Source organism: Pseudomonas persica (genome assembly GCF_900291015.1).
Classification (GTDB): domain Bacteria; phylum Pseudomonadota; class Gammaproteobacteria; order Pseudomonadales; family Pseudomonadaceae; genus Aquipseudomonas.
In genome coordinates this window covers 281,185-296,981 of the sequence record NZ_OLKL01000010.1, presented here as the reverse complement: position 1 = coordinate 296,981, position 15,797 = coordinate 281,185, and the positions used below count along the sequence as shown (strand labels likewise).

Here is a 15,797-nt window from a genome sequence, read left to right as displayed (position 1 = left end):
GACGGATACGGCGCCGCAAACGGGCGCCAGCCCAGTACATACAGGTAGCACTGTGCGTACTACCTGTAAACCGGGCGCTCGTGAACAGCGAGCGGGATCACTCGCTGGAGAGCAGGTCCATCGCGTGCTTGTCCATCATCTCCAGGGCGCGACCACCGCCACGGGCGACACAGGTCAGCGGGTCTTCGGCGACGATCACCGGCAGGCCGGTTTCCTGGGCCAGCAGCTTGTCCAGGTCACGCAGCAGCGCGCCACCACCGGTCAGCACCAGGCCACGCTCGGCGATGTCCGAGGCCAGCTCGGGCGGCGATTGCTCCAGGGCACTCTTGACCGCCTGGACGATGGTCGCCAGGGATTCCTGCAGCGCTTCGAGCACTTCGTTGGAGTTCAGGGTGAAGGCACGCGGTACGCCCTCGGCCAGGTTGCGGCCGCGCACGTCGACTTCACGCACTTCGCCGCCCGGGTAGGCGGTACCGATTTCCTGCTTGATGCGCTCGGCAGTGGACTCGCCGATCAGGCTGCCATAGTTGCGGCGCACGTAGGTGACGATGGCTTCGTCGAAGCGGTCGCCGCCAACGCGCACGGATTCGGCATAGACCACGCCGTTCAGGGAGATCAGCGCGATTTCAGTGGTACCACCACCGATATCGACGACCATCGAACCGCGGGCTTCTTCAACCGGCAGGCCGGCACCGATGGCGGCGGCCATCGGCTCCTCGATCAGAAACACTTCACGGGCACCGGCACCCAGGGCCGACTCGCGAATGGCGCGGCGCTCTACCTGGGTCGACTTGCATGGCACGCAGATCAGCACGCGCGGGCTCGGCTGCAGGAAGCTGTTTTCGTGAACCTTGTTGATAAAATATTGCAACATTTTTTCGCAGACGCTGAAGTCGGCGATGACGCCGTCCTTCATCGGACGAATGGCAGCAATGTTGCCAGGCGTACGGCCCAGCATGCGCTTGGCTTCGGTACCGACGGCGACGACGCTTTTCTGGTTGCCATGGGTACGGATGGCAACAACCGAGGGCTCATTCAGGACGATACCGCGCTCACGCACGTAAATAAGGGTGTTGGCAGTACCCAGGTCGATGGACAGATCGCTGGAAAACATGCCACGCAGTTTCTTGAACATGGGAAAGTGACCCTGGGGAAAGCGTGGGTAAAAAAGTGCGGCAAACTCTAACAATGGCAGGGATTTTGGGCAAGGAGCCAATATGTTAAATTGGCTGTTTTTCCGAGCATGCCAGCAGAATTTCGCGGCCGTTAGACCGCCAGAAAGCTGACATGTTCCTCACTCCGGAGCCAAATTCCGGTCTTTGTTTCCCCTGGAGATCCCCATGGCGCTTGAACGCTGCGACGTGGAAAAGATCGCCCATCTGGCCCGTCTGGGCCTGAATGATGGCGAACTGCCACGCATTACCGACGCACTGAACAGCATTCTCGGGCTGGTCGACCAGATGCAAGCGGTCGACACTACTGGCATCGAGCCCCTGGCCCACCCCCTGGAGGCCAGCCAGCGCCTGCGTCCCGACCAGGTCACCGAGAGCAACCAGCGCGACGCCTACCAGGCCATCGCGCCGTCGACCGAAAGCGGTCTGTACCTGGTTCCCAAAGTCATCGAGTAAGGGATAGAGCCTGCCATGCATCAATTGACCCTGGCCGAGATCGCCCGCGGACTCGCCGACAAGTCGTTTTCCTCCGAAGAGCTGACCGGCGCCCTGCTGGCGCGCATCAAGCAGCTCGACCCGCAAATCAACAGCTTCATCAGCGTCACCGAAGACCTGGCCCTGGGCCAGGCGCGTGCCGCCGACGCCCGTCGCGCCGCTGGCGAAACCGGCGCGCTGCTGGGTGCCCCGATCGCCCACAAGGACCTGTTCTGCACCAACGGCGTCCGCACCAGCTGCGGCTCGAAGATGCTCGACAACTTCAAGGCACCGTATGACGCCACCGTGGTTGCCAAGCTGGCCGAAGCCGGCATGGTCACCCTGGGCAAGACCAACATGGACGAATTCGCCATGGGTTCGGCCAACGAATCCAGCCACTACGGCGCGGTGAAGAACCCCTGGAACCTCGAGCACGTCCCGGGCGGCTCGTCGGGTGGTTCGGCCGCGGCGGTGGCTGCGCGCCTGCTGCCAGCCACCACCGGCACCGACACCGGCGGCTCGATCCGCCAGCCGGCGGCACTGACCAACCTCACCGGCCTCAAGCCGACCTACGGTCGCGTGTCGCGCTGGGGCATGATCGCCTACGCCTCCAGCCTCGACCAGGGCGGCCCGCTGGCCCGTACCGCCGAAGACTGCGCCCTGCTGCTGCAAGGCATGGCCGGTTTCGACGCCAAGGACTCCACCAGCATCGAAGAGCCGGTGCCGGACTACAGCGCCAACCTCAATGCTTCGCTGCAAGGCCTGCGCATCGGCCTGCCGAAGGAGTACTTCGGTGCCGGCCTTGACCCACGCATCGCCGCCCTGGTCCAGGCCAGCGTCAAGGAGCTGGAAAAGCTCGGCGCGGTAGTCAAGGAAATCAGCCTGCCGAACATGCAGCACGCCATCCCGGCCTACTACGTGATCGCCCCCGCTGAAGCCTCGTCCAACCTGTCGCGTTTCGACGGCGTGCGCTTCGGTTACCGCTGCGAGAACCCGAAAGACCTCACCGACCTGTACAAGCGCTCCCGTGGCGAAGGCTTCGGCGTCGAAGTGCAGCGCCGTATCATGGTTGGTACCTACGCCCTGTCGGCCGGCTACTATGACGCCTACTACGTGAAGGCGCAGCAGATCCGCCGCCTGATCAAGAACGACTTCATGGCCGCCTTCAACGACGTCGACCTGATCCTCGGCCCGACCACGCCAAACCCGGCCTGGAAACTCGGCGCCAAGAGCAGCGACCCGGTCGCCGCCTACCTGGAAGACGTCTACACCATCACCGCCAACCTGGCGGGCCTGCCAGGCCTGTCGATGCCAGCCGGCTTCGTCGACGGCCTGCCGGTCGGCGTGCAACTGCTGGCGCCATACTTCCAGGAAGGCCGCCTGCTCAACGTCGCGCACCGCTACCAGCAAGTGACCGACTGGCACACCCGTGCCCCCAACGGCTTCTGAGGAGTTCACACATGCAATGGGAAGTTGTGATCGGGCTGGAAATCCACACTCAGCTCGCCACCCAGTCGAAGATCTTCTCCGGCAGCGCCACCACCTTCGGTTCCGAGCCGAACACCCAGGCCAGCCTGGTTGACCTGGGCATGCCCGGCGTACTGCCGGTACTGAACCAGGAAGCCGTGCGCATGGCGTGCATGTTCGGCCTGGCCATCGATGCCGAAATCGGCAAGCGCAACGTGTTCGCGCGCAAGAACTACTTCTACCCGGACCTGCCCAAGGGCTATCAGATCAGCCAGATGGACCTGCCGATCGTCGGCAAGGGCCACCTGGACATCGCCCTGGAAGACGGCACCATCAAGCGCATCGGGGTAACCCGCGCGCATCTGGAAGAGGACGCCGGCAAGAGCCTGCACGAAGATTTCAGCGGCTCCACCGGCATCGACCTGAACCGTGCCGGCACCCCGCTGCTGGAAATCGTCTCCGAACCTGACATGCGCAGCGCCAAGGAAGCCGTGGCCTACGTCAAGGCGATCCACGCGCTGGTGCGTTACCTGGGCATCTGCGATGGCAACATGGCCGAAGGCTCGCTGCGTTGCGACTGCAACGTGTCGATCCGCCCGAAAGGCCAGGCCGAGTTCGGCACCCGCTGCGAGATCAAGAACGTCAACTCGTTCCGCTTCATCGAGCGTGCGATCAACAGCGAGATCCAGCGCCAGATCGACCTGATCGAGGATGGCGGCAAGGTGGTGCAGGAAACCCGCCTGTACGACCCGAACAAGGACGAGACCCGCTCCATGCGCAGCAAGGAGGAAGCCAACGACTACCGTTACTTCCCCGACCCGGACCTGCTACCGGTGGTAATCGAGGACAGCTTCCTCGAAACCGTCCGCGCCGGCTTGCCGGAGCTGCCGCCGCAGAAGGTCGAGCGCTTCCAGAGCCAGTACGGCCTGTCGGCCTACGACGCCAATGTGCTGGCATCCAGTCGCGAGCAGGCGGACTACTTCGAGGAAGTGGTGAAGATCGGTGGCGACGCCAAGCTGGCGGCCAACTGGGTCATGGTCGAACTGGGCAGCCTGCTGAACAAGCTGGGCATCGAGATCGACCAGGCGCCGGTCAGCGCCGCGCAACTGGGTGGCATGCTGCTGCGTATTCGCGACAATACCATCAGCGGCAAGATCGCCAAGACCGTGTTCGAGGCCATGGCCGCCGGTGAAGGCGATGCCGACAGCATCATCGAAAGCAAAGGCCTGAAGCAGGTCACCGATACCGGTGCGATCGACAAGATGCTCGACGAAGTGCTGGCGGCCAACGCCGAACAGGTCGAACAGTACCGCGCAGCCGACGAAGCCAAGCGTGGCAAGATGTTCGGCTTCTTCGTCGGCCAGGCGATGAAAGCCTCCAAAGGCAAGGCCAACCCGGGGCAAGTGAACCAATTGCTCAAGGCCAAGCTCGAAGGCTGATCTGAAAAATGCGGCGAGGGCTCTGCCCTCGATCGCCGGCAAGCCAGCTCCCACAGGTACTGCGCCGCTCTCAAGAGCGGTGAAGCCCCTGTGGGAGCTGGCTTGCCGGCGATGGGCCGCACAGCGGCCCCAATTGCAGTATCGGAGCATCTGAATTGCTGAAACGATCCCTGAGCACACTCGCCCTGTTCTCCCTGCTGGCCGGCTGCGCCAGCCAGGACGTCGACATCGACCCACGCGGTTACGACCAGACCGGCACCGCCTCCTATTACGGCGCGCGCCACCATGGCAAACGCACCGCCAGCGGCGAACCGTTCAACCAGCACGGTCTCACCGCCGCCCACCGCAGCCTGCCCTTCGGCACCCGGGTACGGGTGACCAACCTGGCCAACCAGCGCAGCGTCGTGGTGCGTATCAACGACCGTGGCCCGCATACCCGCGGCCGCCTGATCGATCTATCACGTGCCGCCGCAGAAAAAATCGGCATGATCCGTAGCGGAACCGCGCGCGTGCGAGTACAAGGGCTTAGCGACTGACGCGACAGGAGTCCGACCATTTTCGACCTGGCCACCCTTCCCACCTCCAGCCTCCTGCAACTGGGCATCGCCCTGCTGTTGCTGGTCGGCGGTGCCGAACTGCTGGTACGCGCAGCCCTGCGCCTGGCCCAGCGCCTGCACGTACGCCCGCTGATCATCGGCCTGAGCCTGGTGGCCTTCGGCAGCACTGCACCACAAATGACCGTGAGCCTGCAGGCCGCCTACCAGGGCGCGCCGGATGTGGCGGTGGGCAGCTTGATCGGCAGCAATATCTTCAACGTACTGGTCATTCTCGGCCTGGCCGCACTGATCATCCCGCTGCGCGTATCGCGGCAGCTGGTGCGCCTGGACATTCCCCTGATGATCGCCGCCAGCGGCCTGGTCTACGCGTTATCCACCAATGGCCACCTGGGCCGGTTCGAAGGGGTGTTGCTGCTGCTCGGCCTGGCCGGCTACCTGGCGATACTCTGGCACCAGTCGCGCCACTACGCACGCACCTACCCCGCACCGACCGTCGTTACAAGCGGCATCGGGCGCTTCTGGTCGGGCACGCTGCTACAGGTGCTGGCCGGCCTGGGCCTGCTGAGCCTGGCGGGCCATTTGCTGCTGGAGGCCGCCGTGGCGGTGGCCACCGACCTGGGCCTGTCCGAGCGCATCATCGGCCTGACCGTCGTTGCCATCTGCACCTCCCTGCCGGAACTGGCCGCCGCGCTGATCGCAGCCCTGCGGGGTGAACGGGAAATCGCCGTAGGCACAGTGATCGGCAGCAACCTGTTCAACCTGCTGGCCGTGCTGGGCCTGACCGCAGTGGTCACCCCCGAGCCACTGTCGATCTCGCCCAACGCCCTGGCCTTCGACCTGCCGGTGATGCTCGGTGTTGCCGCGCTGAGCCTGCCGGTGTTCTATTCCGGCTACCGGATCACCCGCGCCGAAGGCCTGGTATTCCTCTGCCTGTACCTGGCCTATGGGCTGCACGTGGCGGCGTTTACCATGGGCATGCCGCTGGCCGGCCGCCTGGAGCGGTTGATGCTGTTCTACGTACTGCCGGTGCTCGCCATGGCGTTGCTGTACACCACCGTGCGAGCCTGGCGCCGCCAACACTAAGGAAAACAACATGGCTGATAGCAAGAAGACCGGCGAACAGATTCGGCGCCAGGTAATGGGCGATACGTTCGTCGACCGCGCGTTGGGCAATGCCACCGACTTTACCCAGCCACTGCAGGACTTCGTCAACCAACATGCCTGGGGCAGCGTGTGGGCTCGCGACGGGCTACCGCTGAAAACCCGCAGCCTGATTACCCTGGCCACGCTGACGGCACTCAAGTGCCCGCAGGAGCTCAAGGGGCATGTGCGCGGGGCGTTGAACAATGGCTGTACGGTGGAGGAGATTCGCGAAGCGCTGCTGCATTGCGCGGTGTATGCAGGGGTGCCAGCGGCGATCGATGCCTTCCGCGCGGCGCAGGAAGTGATCGACAGTTATCAAGACTGATTCCGCCTTTTTCACGCCCGGCCTCTTCGCGGGTAAACCCGCTCCCACAGGTATTTCACAAGCCTTCAGACCTGTGCAGTACCTGTGGGAGCGGGTTTACCCGCGAAGAGGCCGGGCCTGTCTTGCCTATTTGGCCTGGCGAGCCTTTTTCATCTTGAAGGCCACCCACAGCACCAGGATCCATCCCGGGATCAGCATTACCGAAATGCGAATCGGCGGGGTCAGGTACATCACCACCAGGATCAGCACGATGAACGCCAGGCACAGGTAGTTGGTGACCGGGTGCCCCCAGCTCTTGTAGAACGGGGTAATTCCGGCCGCCAGCTTGGCCTTGCGGAACTTCAGGTGGGTAATGCTGATGCTTGCCCAGTTGATCACCAGCGCCGACACCGCCAGGGCCATCAGCAAACCAAAGGCCTCACCCGGCATCAGGTAGTTGATCAGCACACACAGCCCGGTGGCGAAGGCCGACACGCCCAGCGCGTTCAGCGGCACGCCGCTACGGCTTACCTTCAGCAGCTGCCGCGGTGCGTCGCCCTGGCTGGCCAGGCCGAACAGCATGCGGCTGTTGGCGTACACGCAGCTGTTGTACACCGACAACGCGGCCGTCAGCACCACGATATTGAGGATGGTCGCCACCAGGTCACTGTCCAGTTCGTGGAAGATCATCACGAACGGGCTGCCCCCCTGCACCACCTTCTGCCACGGGTACAGCGACAACAGCACTGCCAGGGCACCGATGTAGAAAATGAGGATGCGGTACACCACCTGGTTGGTGGCCTTGGGGATGCTCTGGCGCGGGTTGTCAGCCTCGGCGGCGGTGATACCCACCAGTTCCAGGCCACCGAACGAGAACATGATCACTGCCAGTGCCATCACCAGGCCGGTGACGCCGTTGGGGAAGAAGCCGCCGTACTGCCAGAGGTTGGCCACGCTGGCGTCCGGGCCGCCATGGCCGCTGGTCAGCAACCAGGCGCCGAAGCCGATCATGCTGACGATGGCCACCACCTTGACCAGGGCGAACCAGAACTCCATCTCGCCGTAGACCTTCACCTGGGTGAGGTTGATCAGGTTGATCACCACGAAGAAGATCGCCGCCGTGGCCCAGGTGGGGAAACCGGGCCACCAGTACTGCACGTAGATACCCACCGCCGTCAGCTCGGCCATGCCGACCAGCACGTACACCACCCAGTAGTTCCAGCCCGAGACGAAGCCGGCGAACTCGCTCCAGTACTGGTGGGCGAAGTGGCTGAAGCTGCCGGCTACCGGCTCTTCCACCACCATTTCGCCGAGCTGGCGCATGATCAGGAAGGCCATCAGGCCGGCAATGGCATAGCCCAGCAGCACGGAGGGGCCGGCCAGCTGGATGGTCTGGGCGATCCCCAGGAACAACCCGGTACCGATGGCCCCGCCCAGCGCGATCAGCTGGATATGGCGATTCTTCAGCCCGCGCTGTAACCGCTCGGGCGTGCTCTGGTCTTGCATGAAGTGTCCTTTAGCTCAGTGAGGCTGTGTTTTTTGTGTTGTTTGCAGTCAAGGATCTAGATCCATCCGCCCCACTGCAAGATGAAAATACCAATGTTGGTAGTGATCGCCGCCATTAGCGTGGTAATCACGATGATCGACGCCGCCAGCTCATGGTTGCCGTTGGCCGCCCGCGCCATGACGTAGCTGGCCGCTGCAGTCGGGCTGCCGATGTACAGGAACAGGATGCCCAGTTCGGCCCCACGGAAGCCGCACAGCCAGGCACCGAGGGTACCGAACAGCGGTAGCCAGACCATCTTCACCAGGCTGGCGTCGATGGCCAGCCTGCCGCTGTCGCGCAGTGCCGCCAGCGACAGCGTCCCGCCGATACAGATCAGCGCCAGCGGCAGGGTCATCTGCGCCAGGTAGTCGCCCGAGGTCAGCAGCCAGTTGGGCAGCGGCACCTGGCCGTAGGCCATGGGCGTGGCCACCAGTACACTGATGATCAGCGGGTTGCTGAAAATGCTCTTGCAGATGCTCCACGGGTCGGACTTCAGGTCCGGGCTATACACCGCCAGCACCACTGCCGACAGCGAGTTGTACATGAGGATGACCAGACCGGCGAGCACCGCCCCCAGGGAAATACCGTAGTCGCCGTAAAGGCTGGCGGCCAGGGCCAGGCCGATCACGCCGTTGTTGCCGCGGAATGCGCCCTGGGTATAGATGCCCCGGTCGGCCTGTGGGCTGCGCCAGATGGCCAGGCCCCAGGCGACGGCGAAGCCGGCCAGGGTGGCGACGATGAAATAGACGAGGACACCGGGTTTGACCGCCGTGGCCAGGTCGGCGTGATAGATGCCGAGGAACAGCAGCGCCGGCATGCACACGTTGAACACCAACTGCGAGGCAACGCGGTTGAAATTGTCGTCGATCAGGCGGATACGTTTGAGCAGCACGCCCATGAACAGCATGGCGAAGACCGGTGCCGTGATGTTCAGTGTCTGGATAAGAAGGGCAAGCATGCGCAAGCGATCCTGGAGGGGGTTGCCGTCAGGCGGCTAATGATACGCCAACGGCCGGGAGTTGCGGGGATCGCGGGGTGATAAAGAGAAGTTTCTGTCAGTTACGGCCCTTTCGCGGGTAAACCCGCTCCCACAGGTACTGCACAGATCTTGAAGCTTGTGAAATACCTGTGGGAGCGGGTTTACCCGCGAAGAGGCCGGTACTGTCAGTACTGAATCAGCGCCGAACCGGGCGCTTCTGCAGTTTGCGCTGCAAGGTCCGCCGGTGCATGCCCAGCGCCCGCGCGGTGGCCGAGATATTGCCCTCGTGCTCGCTCAGTACGCGCTGGATATGTTCCCACTGCAGGCGGTCGACCGACATCGGGTTTTCCGGTACCAGGGTATCCAGGTCGGTGTGTTCCGACAGCAGCGCCGCCAGCACGTCATCGGCATCGGCCGGCTTGCACAGGTAGTTGCAGGCACCGCGCTTGACCGCCTCCACCGCGGTGGCAATGCTCGAGTAGCCGGTCAGGATCACCACGCGCATTTCCGGGTCCAGCTCCAGCAGCTTGGGCAGCAGCACCAGCCCGGAATCGCCGTCCATCTTCAGGTCCAGCGTGGCGTAGTCCGGCAGGTCCTGCTGGGCCAGGATCAACCCTTCCTCGGCAGAGCTGGCAGTGCTCACGCGGAAACCGCGGCGGCTCATGGCACGGGCCATGACCCGGGTGAAGGTGGCATCGTCATCCACCAGCAGCAGGTGCGGCAGCTCTTCGCTTTCGACCTGGTTTTCTTCGCTCATCATTCATCTCCTCGCTTGCCATAGGGCAGGCGCAGTTCGGTCAGGGTGCCACCCAGTTCATGACTATAGAGTTTCACCGAACCGCCCGCACGGGTCACGCTGGCCTTGCTCAAGAACAGGCCCAGGCCGAAGCCTTTGCCTTTGGTGGTAATGAAGGGTTTGCCGATGGCTTCGGCGATGGCCGGCGGCACGCCGGGGCCATGGTCACGAATGCTGATGACGATGTCATGGGTGTCCCAGTCAAGGCGCACTTCAAGGTCATCGGGGCAGGCATCGGCGGCATTGTTCAACAGGTTCAGCAGTGCCTGGGTCAGGTCCGGCGGCGGGGTCAGGCGCGGCACCTGGCCGTCGCGCAGGCGCTGGAAGCGATAGCTGGCTTCCGGGCGCATCAGGTGCCAGCGGTTGAGCGCCTCGTCCAGCCAGGCCGTCACGTCCTGCTCCACCATGGCCAGGCGGCGGTTGGCTTCGGCGGCGCGTACCAGCTGTTGCAGGGTTTCCTTGCACAGCTTCACCTGGTCCTGGAGGATCTGCAGGTCTTCCTGCAGTAGCGGGTCGGCGTGGTCCTGGCGCATTTCGTTCAGCAGCACGCTCATGGTCGCCAATGGCGTGCCCAGCTCATGGGCGGCACCGGCGGCCTGGGTGGCCACGGCCAGCAGTTGCTCGTCGCGCAGGCTTTCTTCACGCCGCTCGGAACGCAACTGCTCCTGGCGGCGCAGCTCTTCGGCCATGCGCGCGGCAAAGAAGGTGATCACCGCAGCGGCCAAGGCAATACTCAGCCACATGCCGTACACCTGCATCTTGTCCCGCGCCATCGGCAGGCCTTCGAGCGGGTAGAACTGCACCAGCAGCAGGCTGTAGGCGGTCAGGGCAATGCCCGAGAGGATCAGCGAATATGCCCATGGCAGGGTCACCGCAGCAATAGCCAGCGGCACCAGGTAGTACGACACGAACGGGTTGGTCGAGCCGCCGGAGTAATACAGCAAGGCACTGTGGATCAGCAGGTCGCAGGCCAGTTGCAGAGCATACTCCAGCTCGGTGACCGGCAACGACAGGCGCAGGCGCAGGGCCGTGAAGGCACACAGCAGCGAAGACAAGGCCAGGGTGCCGGCCAGCGACAGCCAGGGCAAAGGCAGCAGTTCGGTCCAGTAGGCGACGCCCACGGAGCCGGCCTGGGCAGCCAGGACCAGCACCCGAATGACGGTCAGGCGCCAGAGGTTCTGGCGGGTAGCGGACAGCGGTTGTACGGCGGCGAGCATGAGCTCTCCTGATGAGTGCTCCAGAAAAATCGGCTGGAGTATACCGAAGCCGGGCGCCTCGCTGCAGCGATGCGGCAAAGCGCCACACTTTGTCACAGGTTGATGATGGCACTTTTGAACCCACTACACTGTTGCCGGTCTGATGGGCCATGCGTGGAATGGATGACCACAACCCACGCCTTATATTGCCAAGGAGTACCACATGCAAATCCCACGTCGCGGCACCGCCCTGATCCTGTCCTGCGGCCTGCTCGCCAGCCTGTCGGCGCTGGCTGCCGATGAGCCGCGTTACAACCAGGTCTCGCTGCGTGCCGAAGTCAGCAAGGAAGTGGCGCGCGACCTGATGGTCGTGACCCTGTACAGCGAAGCGCAGAACAGCGACCCGGGCAAGCTCGCCAAGCAGATCACCGAAACCATGAACAAGGCCGTACAACAGTCGCGCCAGGTCAAGGACGTGAAGATCAGCCAGGGCAGCCGCAACAGCTACCCGGTGTATGACAGCAAGGGTCAGAAGATCACCGGCTGGCGCGAGCGCGCCGAGCTGCGCCTGGAGAGCGCCAACTTCCCGGCCCTGTCGCAACTGACTGCCGATCTGCTGCAAGAGCTGAAAATGGCTGGCATGGACTTCTCCATCGCCCCGGCCACGCGCAAGGCCAGCGAGGATGCGCTGCTCAAGGATGCGGTGGATGCCTTCAAGGCGCGCGCGCAGCTGGCGACCGAGGCGCTGGGTGGCAAGGGCTACAAAGTGGTCAGTCTGAACCTCAACAGCAGCGGTTACCCACGCCCGTACCTGCGCAGTGCGCCGATGGCGATGAAGGCCATGGGGGCTGATGAAGCGGCACCGGCGCCGGATATCGAGGCCGGGACCAGTGAAGTGAGCATGAATGCCGATGGCCTGATCGAAGTGCAGATGCCTTGAGCAGTTGACGAAGCACCTGTGGGAGCGGGTTCACCCGCGAAGCAGGCAACGCGGTACATGGCACCGGCTTCGCCGGTGTTCGCAGGTGAACCCGCTCCCACAGGGTCCCTGCTGAATCGATCGTTATGGGCTGCAGTGCAGCCCATACAATCAAATTTCAGCAATTTCCTACGCACTATTCAGGTGCTTCCTACAAACTCCCCGCCCAGCAACATCTCGCAAAAAGCCATCATTTTGCCTACGCAAACGTTTAACTTCGCTGAAAGTTATACCGATGCGACATCCATGTACGTTCGTACCACTTTTCTGGCGCCAATCATCCGTCTGCATATTGCATTGGGAACGCACCCTGCATAAGTATCCGCAGGTCGGCTCACGAGGCCACCTCAATCGAAAAATGACAACAATGAGGCCACCATGCTCAAACACGCAGTCATTCCGTTCCTGCTAGGTGCAGGTTTGCTATCCGGCGCACCGTCGGCCCTCGCCGCATCCAACCTGGTGTTCTGCTCCGAAGGCAGCCCGGCCGGCTTCGACCCGGGGCAATACACCACAGGGACTGACTTTGACGCCTCGGCCGAAACCGTGTTCAACCGCCTGACCCAGTTCGAACGTGGCGGCACTGCAGTCATCCCGGGCCTGGCGAGCAAATGGGAAGTCTCTGACGACGGCAAGACCTACACCTTCCACCTGCGTGAAGGGGTCAAGTTCCACACCACCGACTACTTCAAGCCCAGCCGTACCTTCAACGCCGACGACGTGCTGTTCACCTTCAACCGCATGCTCGACAAGGACCACCCGTTCCGCAAGGTCTACCCCACCGAGTTCCCGTACTTCACCGACATGGGCATGGACAAGAACATCGCCAGGCTGGAGAAGCTCGACGAGCACACGGTGAAGTTCACCCTCAACGAAGTCGACGCCGCATTCATCCAGAACCTGGCCATGAGCTTCGCCTCGATCCAGTCCGCCGAATACGCCGACCAGTTGCTCAAGGACGGCAAGGCCGCCGACATCAACCAGAAACCGATCGGCACCGGCCCGTTCGTGTTCAGCAAGTACCAGAAGGACGCGCAGATCCGCTTCAAGGGCAACAAGGACTACTGGCAACCCGCTGACGTGAAGATCGACAACCTGATCTTCGCCATCACCACCGATGCCTCGGTGCGCATGCAGAAGCTGAAGAAGAACGAGTGCCAGGTCACCCTGTTCCCTCGCCCCGCCGACATCCAGCCGCTAAAGCAGGACCAGAAACTACAAATGCCTGACCAGGCCGGCTTCAACCTCGGCTACATCGCCTACAACGTGATGGACAAGGTCAAGGGCAGCAACGAGGCCAACCCGCTGGCCCAGCTGAAAGTCCGCCAGGCGCTGGACATGGCCGTGGACAAGAAAAAGATCATCGAGTCGGTCTACCAGGGCGCCGGCCAGCTGGCCGTCAACGCCATGCCACCAACCCAGTGGTCCTATGACGACAGCATCAAGGACGCGCCATTCGACCCTGAGAAAGCCAAGCAACTGCTCAAGGAAGCCGGCATCAAGGAAGGCAGCGAAATCACCCTGTGGGCCATGCCCGTGCAACGCCCGTACAACCCCAACGCCAAGCTGATGGCCGAGATGCTGCAAGCCGACTGGGCCAAGGTCGGCATCAAGGCGAAGATCGTCAGCTATGAATGGGGCGAGTACATCAAGCGCTCCAAAGGCGGCGAACAGGGCGCCATGCTGATCGGCTGGAGCGGTGACAACGGTGACCCGGACAACTGGCTGGGCACCCTGTATGGCTGCGATGCCATGAACGGCAACAACTTCTCCAAGTGGTGCTACAAGCCCTACGACGACCTGATCAAGCAGGCCAAGGCCACCTCCGACCAAGCCAAACGCACCGAGCTGTACCAAAAGGCGCAGCACATTCTCAAGGAACAGGTGCCAATCACTCCGATTGCCCACTCCACCGTTTACCAGCCCATGAGCGCCAAGGTGAAGGACTTCAAGATCAGCCCGTTCGGCCTGAACTCCTTCTACGGCGTCAGCGTGGACAAATAGGCTAGCCACGGCACCCGCTGAGCAGCGGGTGCCGCGCCGACCTCACCACCTCTTCATGTCGTCCCGCCGCTACCCGCAGCGGGGTAGGCGACCTGTTGCCGCCATTCGTACACCGAGGCGGCGCAAACAGACGTAAAAGGACTTGTCATGCGCCATACCACCCGCCTTTGCGCCCTGCTGGCCCTGGGCCTGATCAGCCAATCGCCGGCCCTGCTGGCCAACAACCTGGTGTTTTGCTCCGAAGGCAGCCCCGCCGGCTTCGACACCGCCCAGTACACCAGCGCCACCGACAACGACGCCGCCGAACCGATCTACAACCGCCTGGTCGAGTTCGAGCGCGGCGGCACCGCCGTGCACCCTGCCCTGGCGACCCGCTGGGAGGTGTCCGACGATGGCCTGCGCTACACCTTCCACCTGCGCGAAGGGGTGAAATTCCACAGCAACAAGGCCTTTACCCCGAGCCGCGACTTCAATGCCGACGATGTGCTGTTCACCTTCAACCGCATGCTCGACAAGGGCCACCCGTTCCGCCAGGCCTACCCGACCGAGTTCCCCTACTTCATCAGCATGGGCCTGGACAAGAACATCGCCCGCGTCGAGAAATCCGCCCCGATGACCGTGGTGTTCACCCTGAACAGCGTCGATGCCGCGTTCATCCAGAACCTGGCCATGAGCTTCGCTTCCATCCTCTCCGCCGAATACGCCGAACAGCTGATGGCCAGCGGGCGCCCCAGCGACATCAACCAGCAACCGATCGGCACCGGGCCGTTCGTGTTCCAGCGCTATCAAAAGGATTCGCAGATCCGCTACAAAGGCAACAAGGCTTATTGGGCCCCGCAGGACGTGAAGATCGACAACCTGGTGTTCTCGATCAACATCGACCCTTCGGTGCGCATCCAGAAGCTGCGCCGCAACGAGTGCCAGGTCACCCTGCACCCGCGCCCCGCCGACCTGCCGGCGCTCAAGGCCGACAGCAAACTGCAGGTGCTGCAGCAGCCGGGCTTCAACCTTGGCTATATCGCCTACAACACCCAGCATCCACCGTTCGACCGCCTGGAAGTGCGCCAGGCGATGGACATGGCAGTGAACAAGCAGGCGATCATCCAGGCCGTGTACCAGGACTCCGGCCAGCTGGCAGTCAACGCCATGCCACCGACCCAGTGGTCCTATGACGCCAGCCTCAAGGACGCGCCCTTCGACCCGGAACAGGCCAAACAGCTACTGCAGCAGGCCGGGGTCAAGCCGGGCACCGAGATCACCCTGTGGGCCATGCCGGTGCAGCGCCCGTACAACCCCAACGCCAAGCTGATGGCGGAAATGCTCCAGGCCGACTGGAGCAAGCTCGGCTTCAAGGTGCGCATTGTCAGCTACGAATGGGGCGAGTACCTCAAGCGCATCAAAAGCGGCGAGCACGATGTCGCCCTGATCGGCTGGACCGGTGACAACGGCGACCCGGACAACTGGCTGGGCACCCTCTACAACTGCGACGCCATCGGCAGCAATAACTACTCGCGGTGGTGCGACCCGCTGTACGACAGCCTGGTCAAGCAGGCCAAGCAGGTCACCGACCGCGCGCAGCGCAGCGCCTTGTACCAGCAGGCCCAGCAGCGGCTCAAGCAACAGGTGCCAATTACCCCGGTGGCGCATTCCACGGTCAACCAACCGCTCAGCGTCAAGGTTTCCGAATTCAAGGTCAGCCCGTTCGGGCGCAATGATTTTTCCGGTGTGAGTGTTGAGTGAT

General features: G+C 63.0%; 14 protein-coding genes. 9 read left to right on the top strand and 5 right to left on the bottom strand.

What is annotated here, in order from left to right:
• Positions 1-97: 97 nt before the first annotated feature.
• Positions 98-1,135: a rod shape-determining protein MreB gene (gene mreB, locus FQ664_RS05150; protein ID WP_003255163.1), complete on the bottom strand. Its 1,038-nt coding sequence runs from the start codon at positions 1,133-1,135 to the stop codon at positions 98-100.
• A 205-nt stretch (positions 1,136-1,340) separates the two neighbouring features.
• On the opposite strand from mreB, the gene gatC reads away from it, so the two are divergent.
• The 6 genes from gatC to FQ664_RS05120 all read left to right on the top strand — a co-directional run bounded on the left by gatC (position 1,341) and on the right by FQ664_RS05120 (position 6,577).
• Complete coding sequence (gatC, locus tag FQ664_RS05145; RefSeq protein ID WP_003255165.1) at positions 1,341-1,628, top strand: Asp-tRNA(Asn)/Glu-tRNA(Gln) amidotransferase subunit GatC; 288 nt, start codon at positions 1,341-1,343, stop codon at positions 1,626-1,628.
• A 15-nt stretch (positions 1,629-1,643) separates the two neighbouring features.
• Positions 1,644-3,095, top strand: coding sequence for an Asp-tRNA(Asn)/Glu-tRNA(Gln) amidotransferase subunit GatA (gatA, locus tag FQ664_RS05140; protein WP_144170676.1), 1,452 nt, complete (start codon positions 1,644-1,646; stop codon positions 3,093-3,095).
• Positions 3,096-3,106: 11 nt separating this feature from the next.
• A complete protein-coding gene (gatB, locus tag FQ664_RS05135; RefSeq protein WP_144170675.1) occupies positions 3,107-4,552 on the top strand; it encodes an Asp-tRNA(Asn)/Glu-tRNA(Gln) amidotransferase subunit GatB in 1,446 nt (481 codons plus the stop codon).
• 155 nt (positions 4,553-4,707) lie between these two features.
• Positions 4,708-5,088, top strand: coding sequence for a septal ring lytic transglycosylase RlpA family protein (locus FQ664_RS05130; RefSeq protein ID WP_178090949.1), 381 nt, complete (start codon positions 4,708-4,710; stop codon positions 5,086-5,088).
• A 60-nt stretch (positions 5,089-5,148) separates the two neighbouring features.
• On the top strand, positions 5,149-6,192 hold the full coding sequence (locus FQ664_RS05125) for a calcium/sodium antiporter (RefSeq protein ID WP_144170674.1): 1,044 nt from the start codon (positions 5,149-5,151) through the stop codon (positions 6,190-6,192).
• Positions 6,193-6,202: 10 nt separating this feature from the next.
• Positions 6,203-6,577, top strand: coding sequence for a carboxymuconolactone decarboxylase family protein (locus FQ664_RS05120; RefSeq protein ID WP_144170673.1), 375 nt, complete (start codon positions 6,203-6,205; stop codon positions 6,575-6,577).
• 126 nt (positions 6,578-6,703) lie between these two features.
• On the opposite strand, the gene FQ664_RS05115 is transcribed toward FQ664_RS05120, so the two are convergent.
• The 4 genes from FQ664_RS05115 to FQ664_RS05100 form a co-directional block, all read right to left on the bottom strand.
• Positions 6,704-8,062, bottom strand: a complete 1,359-nt coding sequence (locus FQ664_RS05115; protein ID WP_144170672.1) for an amino acid permease — start codon at positions 8,060-8,062, stop codon at positions 6,704-6,706.
• Between the two features lie 56 nt (positions 8,063-8,118).
• Positions 8,119-9,060 (bottom strand): AEC family transporter, encoded by a 942-nt coding sequence (locus FQ664_RS05110; RefSeq protein WP_144170671.1) that lies wholly within the window; start codon positions 9,058-9,060, stop codon positions 8,119-8,121.
• A gap of 217 nt (positions 9,061-9,277) precedes the next feature.
• Complete coding sequence (locus FQ664_RS05105; RefSeq protein ID WP_144170670.1) at positions 9,278-9,838, bottom strand: response regulator transcription factor; 561 nt, start codon at positions 9,836-9,838, stop codon at positions 9,278-9,280.
• Positions 9,838-11,094, bottom strand: coding sequence for an ATP-binding protein (locus FQ664_RS05100; protein ID WP_144170669.1), 1,257 nt, complete (start codon positions 11,092-11,094; stop codon positions 9,838-9,840). Before FQ664_RS05100 ends, FQ664_RS05105 begins: the two co-directional genes overlap by 1 nt.
• A 202-nt stretch (positions 11,095-11,296) precedes the next feature.
• Here FQ664_RS05100 and FQ664_RS05095 point away from each other — a divergent pair, with 202 nt between their 5' ends.
• The 3 genes from FQ664_RS05095 to FQ664_RS05080 all read left to right on the top strand — a co-directional run bounded on the left by FQ664_RS05095 (position 11,297) and on the right by FQ664_RS05080 (position 15,796).
• Complete coding sequence (locus FQ664_RS05095) at positions 11,297-12,013, top strand: SIMPL domain-containing protein (RefSeq protein ID WP_144170668.1); 717 nt, start codon at positions 11,297-11,299, stop codon at positions 12,011-12,013.
• Positions 12,014-12,430: 417 nt separating this feature from the next.
• The gene (locus FQ664_RS05085) at positions 12,431-14,056 is read left to right on the top strand and encodes an ABC transporter substrate-binding protein (RefSeq protein ID WP_144170666.1); all 1,626 of its coding nucleotides are present in this window, start codon (positions 12,431-12,433) and stop codon (positions 14,054-14,056) included.
• Positions 14,057-14,203: 147 nt separating this feature from the next.
• Positions 14,204-15,796, top strand: coding sequence for an ABC transporter substrate-binding protein (locus FQ664_RS05080; protein ID WP_144170665.1), 1,593 nt, complete (start codon positions 14,204-14,206; stop codon positions 15,794-15,796).
• Position 15,797: the final 1 nt, after the last annotated feature.

Bases quoted from the DNA above. Each gene is read 5' to 3' on its own strand.
- mreB (WP_003255163.1), bottom strand. From the start codon at position 1,135: ATGTTCAAGAAACTGCGTGGCATGTTTTCCAGCGATCTGTCCATCGAC.
- gatC (WP_003255165.1), top strand. From the start codon at position 1,341: ATGGCGCTTGAACGCTGCGACGTGGAAAAGATCGCCCATCTGGCCCGT.
- gatA (WP_144170676.1), top strand. From the start codon at position 1,644: ATGCATCAATTGACCCTGGCCGAGATCGCCCGCGGACTCGCCGACAAG.
- gatB (WP_144170675.1), top strand. From the start codon at position 3,107: ATGCAATGGGAAGTTGTGATCGGGCTGGAAATCCACACTCAGCTCGCC.
- FQ664_RS05120 (WP_144170673.1), top strand. From the start codon at position 6,203: ATGGCTGATAGCAAGAAGACCGGCGAACAGATTCGGCGCCAGGTAATG.
- FQ664_RS05115 (WP_144170672.1), bottom strand. From the start codon at position 8,062: ATGCAAGACCAGAGCACGCCCGAGCGGTTACAGCGCGGGCTGAAGAAT.
- FQ664_RS05110 (WP_144170671.1), bottom strand. From the start codon at position 9,060: ATGCTTGCCCTTCTTATCCAGACACTGAACATCACGGCACCGGTCTTC.
- FQ664_RS05105 (WP_144170670.1), bottom strand. From the start codon at position 9,838: ATGAGCGAAGAAAACCAGGTCGAAAGCGAAGAGCTGCCGCACCTGCTG.
- FQ664_RS05100 (WP_144170669.1), bottom strand. From the start codon at position 11,094: ATGCTCGCCGCCGTACAACCGCTGTCCGCTACCCGCCAGAACCTCTGG.
- FQ664_RS05095 (WP_144170668.1), top strand. From the start codon at position 11,297: ATGCAAATCCCACGTCGCGGCACCGCCCTGATCCTGTCCTGCGGCCTG.
- FQ664_RS05085 (WP_144170666.1), top strand. From the start codon at position 12,431: ATGCTCAAACACGCAGTCATTCCGTTCCTGCTAGGTGCAGGTTTGCTA.
- FQ664_RS05080 (WP_144170665.1), top strand. From the start codon at position 14,204: ATGCGCCATACCACCCGCCTTTGCGCCCTGCTGGCCCTGGGCCTGATC.